Source organism: Ileibacterium valens (genome assembly GCF_001945525.1).
GTDB classification, from domain to species: domain Bacteria; phylum Bacillota_I; class Bacilli_A; order Erysipelotrichales; family Erysipelotrichaceae; genus Ileibacterium; species Ileibacterium valens.
In genome coordinates this window covers 1-6285 of sequence record NZ_MPJW01000035.1, presented here as the reverse complement: position 1 = coordinate 6285, position 6285 = coordinate 1, and the positions used below count along the sequence as shown (strand labels likewise).

Genomic DNA, 6285 nt, shown 5'->3' with positions numbered 1-6285 from the left:
TTACTCACCCGTTCGCCACTGTATCCAAAGATACCGTTCGACTTGCATGTATTAGGCATGCCGCCAGCGTTCATCCTGAGCCAGGATCAAACTCTCCATTTGATTTGACTCAACGCTTTTGCGTTTTATTTTATTTTTTGATTGTTCAGGTTGAATTGACTTGTACTTGGTTTGTTTGTTTAACCTGTACCAATTGGTACTTGTACATACTGTCTGTAAAGTTTTCAAAGAACGAGTTATTTGTGAAAATTTATTTATCTTTCACAAGCTTGTTTATCTTACTCCCTGTCCTGATCAAAGTCAAGACTTTTTGTGAATTTCTTTTTGAATTTCACAATCAGAAGAAGACTTCACTTGTGAGAAACAAGCCGTCTCTCACAAGGCTCATTAAGAATACCACTCCAAACCTCACCGGTCAACCTTTTTGTGAATTATTTTTAGATTTTCACAAATAAGGATTTCTGCCCTTAGATAAAGGAATTTTCTGATCTAAGGGCTGTACTCATACTCTATAAAATCAGATTGTAATGTAGCTTTGGCCAAATCCAAGAATGATCAGGATAATCGCCGCGATCGATATGAACATCGTTAACGTACTCACCATACTGACCAGTTCTCCCTGATATCCGCATTCCATCGCATAAACGACAGAGGCGGTCGCAACAGGCGCAAACAGACAAAGTGCTGCAATGAGTTTTACGAATGGATCCATTGATGGAAGAATCATCAATATTCCAATTAACAAAACGATCAATGCATATCGCAAAGCGATCACCTTGCCAATCTCTCGGATCTCGGCTTTGGGCAATTTCAATTCAATCATTAAACCGATCATAAACATGGTCAAAAAAGCATTGGCATTTCCAATCATCCCAGCATATTCAAGGATAAAATCCGGAAGCCGGATTTGCAAAAAAGCAAGAACAAACAATACGACATAAGTCATAAAGGGAACGGAATCAAGCAGCGTTTTTAAAATACTGCCAAAAGTTAAAGAAGCCTTTGGATTTGAAGCTGATTTTGCCAGTGCATATGAAATCCCCAGTCCCATGATCGAATTTCCAGAATCGAACATACATAAATAACCAACACCGGCTCCTGGATAGAACAGTTCTACAAAGGGCAGCAGAAAAGCCCCCACGTTAAATGTCGAGGTGCTCAGCATCAATGCAGCTGTTTTTGGTTCTCTTTTTCTTTTCGCCAGTAAATAGCCACCAAACAGGGTGAGTGAACTTGCAAAAATTGCAAACAGAAACAACTTAGGAAGCTCGGATCCAATCACAATTGAAGGCGAGTTTCGAATCAATGAAGCTGGAAGAGTTACGGTCACAACCAGAACTCCAATCGTTCTGGCCAGCTCTTTTTTAAAAAAGCCTATCCTGCGCAAAATTGCCCCTAATAAGATAATCAGCAGATACCCACTGATTTTGATCAGAATTGATGCCATACTAACCTCCCTGAACATTCAATAATCCCATTCGACAAAAGCGTATATATGTGTAAGCCTTTACACATATCAAAATCTTTTCCATTATATAAAACGATTTCAAAATATCGAATCGTAAGCCTTCTTTAACCGATTTGCCTTTATTTCTGACTGATAGAATTTTGGGAAATTTTGGGAGTCTTACAAATGGAATCAATTCAATATTTCCGGCATATTATTTTTGGCAAACACATGATCTTCAACGTTTCTGAAGAATGTCCGGACAATTGATGTGGTGCTTCCAAAAGCCTTCCTCATGATTCTATGAGAAGACTTTTCTGATTTTCTGCAGTCATGAATGCTGGAAAATTCAAGCTCAGGAATTTATGCAAAACCTTTTACTGATCATAATGGGGAAAGTTATGAATTCCTGTCTGAAAGGACCTCAAATGTCAAACAAATCAATGAACACCTGTAAAAAAGCCTCTGAAGCTTCAAGAAAAAAGCTGTCAGAGGATTCACAAAAAAAGACAGAAATGGACGAATTGCAGATTCTTATTTCAGAAGAAGATTTTGAAAAAGAGAATCTCGCCCATGCAAGCATTTCTGAAGATGTTAAACAAATGAAGGAAAAAGCTTATCCAACAGGTTATGCGATGGGAGAGCCTGCTATCCATCCTGAAAATTCCGGTGAACATCAGGATGCGCGTAAAGTCAATGAAGCCGAAAGCGATCAAAGGGGAACATTGTCTGATACTCAGCATGCTGAATTATCCGGCAAAACAATTAACGCTCATGAAGCCCGCTCGCAGGATGACTATGAAAAAGCGATAGAAAAAGACACACCATCCGCAAACTATATTCATCATCTTTACAAGGACGATGGAAAAGAAAGTCCTGCAGATGAGTAACCAATAGACCAATTCATTTCTGAACCAGAGCCATTAAGGCACGAAGACTGATATTCTATCCAGTTTTTTAATTCAGTTTCTATTGGCCATTTCAAATTAAATTTAAACTGAACAAAAGCCCTGATTTCAGGGCTTTTCTACTTGTAATCTTTCTTATTGTTCATTTCTGTTTCAACACTTTATTTTTTTAGTTTCCAGCGTTTTTTTGATTGAATCCATTTATTCTTATCAATTTCAAATTCAACTTGTTCACAGTTTAAGGCAAAATATTCAGTGAATTCTTCATTGTCAAGATCCGAGAAATAGCTGGCAATCATCCGCAGGATTCCGCCATGACAGGAAAGCAGAAGGACTGCATCCTGGGGATATTCTTCTATGATCCGATCAAGAAACGGATAGACTCTGGCAGCTACATCCAAAAAAGATTCTCCCTTTTCGAATCGTTTGAAAAACAGATGTTTTTCATGCTGATACGTTTGATCATCCCGGGGCTGACCTTCAAATACGCCGAAATTCTGTTCTGCAAGCGTCGGCTCAATGATCACTTCAATTGGTGTTTCATGCTCATTTGCAATCTGCTCAGAAGTTTGTCTTGCTCGAATCAGCGGCGAAGAAAAGATTTTGTCGATTCGCTGATCCTTCATTTTTCTTCCTGCTTCCTTAGCCTGTGCAATTCCTTTTTCATTCAGAGGAATATCGCTCGCTCCCTGTACCTGGTTGCGAGTATTCCAGTCGGTTTCTCCATGTCGGATCATGATGATTTTCATAAATTAAATCCTTTCCTTATTTTTAAATTTATTATGATCTTTTTGATCTTACTTTTTTATGAAGCTGTTTACGCATTCTAATTTTCTGTACATCTTTTCTTATCTCTTTCTTTGCCTACCCAGATCAAGAAGGCTGCCGGCAGTCGTAGAAAACTTCAGTAAACTTTCATGAAATCGGTTGCTGAAAAACGATTTTTGAACGGATAGTTCGCAATTGGTAATTAGAATGATCGGACAATTGTCCCAATTTTTGCCACTGAATTATAATGTTTAGATGTTATGGAGGTATTGTACAATATATGTCAGATCGAAAAACAAAAGCACTGATTTATTTCACTGCCCTTTCAGCAGGCACTTTGCTTATCTCAAACCTTTCTGCCATCAAACTCTGGGATCTTTTCGGCATACCGGTTGATGGAGGAATCGTACTGTTTCCTCTTTCCTATATTTTAGGAGATCTCATCATTGAGTTCTTTGGCTTGAAGACTTCAAAGACCATTATTTATGCCGGATTTACGATTAACCTGATTGCAGTCTTCGTATTCTATGCCGTAATTGCTCTTCCGGCTTATCCAGGCTGGGACATGCAGGATGCCTTTGCGATGGTTCTGGGCTTTTCTCCAAGAATCATTTTAGGATCTCTTTGCGGATTTCTCTCGAGTTCCTTATTAAACAACTATCTGTTTGTCAAAATGAAGGAATCAGACGGCTTCTTTGCAAAGAGCTTTATCGCCCGTGCCCTTGGATCTTCTGTTGTAGCTCACATCGTGGATTCTGCCGTGTTTGAAACCATCGCTTTCTTAGGTGTTCTTTCTTTCCCCGAATTCATGAAACAGATGATTTTTGCTTATCTTCTTGGATTGCTGCTTGAAACAATCCTCGCTCCGGTGGAACATGTTATTCAGAAACACCTGGAGAAAAAAATATGAGTCAAACCGAATACCAGAACAATAACAAGTTTTCTTTTGAAATCGAAAAGCGAATGGATGGTCACTTAGGAAGAGCAGGGATCATTCATACGCCCCATGGAGATATCCAGACTCCCGCTTTTATGTGTGTAGGAACTCATGGCGAAGTCCGCTTCATGAGCATGGAAAATCTCCATGAAATCGGAGCACAGGCAATGCTTGCCAATGGCTATCATCTTCGTCTTCAATCACCTGAAATCGCAGCCGGGGGCGGACTGGCTGCCTGGTCAGGATGGAATTCTCCAACGTTAACGGACTCTGGTGGATTTCAGGTCATGTCCTTAGGCAGCGGAATCGGAAAAGTCGTCAGTATGGAACGGGAAAAGGAAGTCCTCAATGCCGATCCAAAGGAGAGACTGGCTAAGGTAACCGAAACTGGAATCGAATTTACTGATCCATTTACCGGTAAGGAAGAATTCATCGGTCCCAAGGAATCAATGGAAATCCAGTGCCGAATCGGCGCGGATATCCATATGGCCTTTGATGAACTGACTTCTCTGGCCGACGATTATGATTACAATGTCGAAGCACTGCGTCGCACCGAAGACTGGGCACAGGTATCATTGAATGTTCATAATCAACATCGCTATGACCTCGGTTATGAACAGGCGTTATATGGCGTTTTGCAGGGCGGACGCTGGGAAGATCTGAGAAGATCGACCGCCAGAAAACTTGGATCCATGGATTTTGACGGATATGGTTTAGGCGGGGCTTTTTTAAAGAAAGACCTTGGCAGCATTCTGAAATGGTGCAACGAAGAACTCCCTGAAAATAAACCCCGTCATCTGCTTGGTCTTTCAAGACCGGATGATATTTTTGTCGGGATTGAGAACGGTGCAGATACCTTTGACTGCGTAGCTCCCAGCCGTGAGGCAAGACACGGCCGAATTGAAAGCCGAAACGGACATTTTCATCTCAATAAATTTAAGGATTCCGACCTTCTGCTTGAAGAAGGCTGCGATTGTCCAACCTGTAAGGCCGGCTATACACGCAGTAAACTTCGCGAGATGTATAAATCTGATGACAGAGAAGTCCGCGCGAAGTTTTTTGAACTGGCTTCCATGCACAATCTTCGCTTTACCCTTCGTCTTTGCGAAGAAGCCAGAGCCGCTCTGCTGGAAGATCGTTTTGAAGAGTTCAGAGAGGATTTTTCCAGATCTTATTACAAAAAATCCTGGCAGGAACATCTGCTTGAGCTTCAGGCAAGAGATACCAAAAAGTAAGTCTCAAACAACCAGAAACATTATAAATACGTCCTTTTAGACTCAAATCAAGCCAACGAAAAATTCGCCGGAAGCATATGCCTCTGGCGAATTTTTATTTTCATTTCTTGTATTGTTTTCTCATTTTGTATTCATTTCTTATTTTGATTCCTGCTTTCAGCTAATCAGTCTGTTAATCAGCAATTGGCTCGCTGATCGAATCAGCAGCAGGCTGAGTATTTTCGCCAAAGTTAAGAAATGGCTTTTCGAGTTTCATCAGCAGCCCTAAAGTCGGTCCGAAAATGCAGGCTCCGATCACTGTACCTAATCCAATGGACCAGGGTACCTTAAATAGCAGGCTGAGAACCGCAATCAGAATCAGCGAGAGTACATCCGCTGACTGACGAACTCTGGAAAATTCTATCTTGGTGAACACCTTCTGACTTAATACCATACAGAAACCTTCCAGAGCAAATGGAATGTAGTTGATTGTCATAACCAGAGAAACTCCAATTGCCGTGACAAACATTCCCGAAAGATAGAAAAGAATCCCCATCGGCAGACTGGTCACTGTCACATTGATGAACGAACCGAACAGATTGCACACGGTACCCAGAACAAAAGACAACGGAATCTGCAAAAGCAGAATTGGCTTGAATTCTTTTCTCAAAACCAGAATCTGTCCTAATACACAGCTGCAGTTCAGGATGGCGCTCCATGTTCCTAACTGCATTCCACTCATCCAGGCAAAGCTCTGTCCTAAAGCATCCCATGCGCTGATTCCCTGTGCACCAGTTGAACTGATCGCAATTCCCAGTCCAGCAAGCATAAATCCCAATACCAGAAAAGCATACATCTTGATCGACTTCATATTCCTTCTTCTTTCTCCTCGTATTGTATGAGAGTAATCAGAAACCAATGAGTCTCCAACAAGTGGTGTTTCATTGAACTAACCCCCATGGGGGTTAGTTCAATGAAATCGCCGCCTGACTCATGGCTGAGTTGCTCTCA

General features: G+C 41.1%; 6 protein-coding genes and 1 rRNA gene. 3 read left to right on the top strand and 4 right to left on the bottom strand.

Annotated features, from left to right (window positions below):
• Positions 1–102: ribosomal RNA gene (locus BO222_RS01030) — 16S ribosomal RNA — on the bottom strand; the annotation flags it as partial.
• Between the two features lie 415 nt (positions 103–517).
• A complete protein-coding gene (locus BO222_RS01025; protein WP_075817592.1) occupies positions 518–1447 on the bottom strand; it encodes an AEC family transporter in 930 nt (309 codons plus the stop codon).
• 428 nt (positions 1448–1875) lie between these two features.
• Between BO222_RS01025 and BO222_RS01020 the strand changes: the two genes are divergently transcribed.
• Positions 1876–2337, top strand: a complete 462-nt coding sequence (locus BO222_RS01020) for a hypothetical protein (protein WP_075829864.1) — start codon at positions 1876–1878, stop codon at positions 2335–2337.
• A 179-nt stretch (positions 2338–2516) separates the two neighbouring features.
• Here BO222_RS01020 and BO222_RS01015 read toward each other — a convergent pair whose 3' ends face one another.
• Positions 2517–3104 carry a histidine phosphatase family protein gene (locus BO222_RS01015; protein WP_075817588.1) on the bottom strand — a complete coding sequence of 196 codons (588 nt, stop codon included), beginning with the start codon at positions 3102–3104 and terminating at the stop codon, positions 2517–2519.
• 299 nt (positions 3105–3403) lie between these two features.
• Between BO222_RS01015 and BO222_RS01010 the strand changes: the two genes are divergently transcribed.
• On the top strand, positions 3404–4033 hold the full coding sequence (locus BO222_RS01010; RefSeq protein ID WP_075817587.1) for a queuosine precursor transporter: 630 nt from the start codon (positions 3404–3406) through the stop codon (positions 4031–4033).
• Positions 4030–5295 (top strand): tRNA guanosine(34) transglycosylase Tgt, encoded by a 1266-nt coding sequence (gene tgt / locus BO222_RS01005; protein ID WP_075817585.1) that lies wholly within the window; start codon positions 4030–4032, stop codon positions 5293–5295. Before BO222_RS01010 ends, tgt begins: the two co-directional genes overlap by 4 nt.
• A gap of 172 nt (positions 5296–5467) precedes the next feature.
• Here the strand turns inward: tgt and BO222_RS01000 are convergent, their stop codons facing one another.
• Entirely contained in the window at positions 5468–6145 is a 678-nt protein-coding gene (locus BO222_RS01000) for a YczE/YyaS/YitT family protein (protein ID WP_075817583.1), read from the bottom strand.
• Positions 6146–6285: the final 140 nt, after the last annotated feature.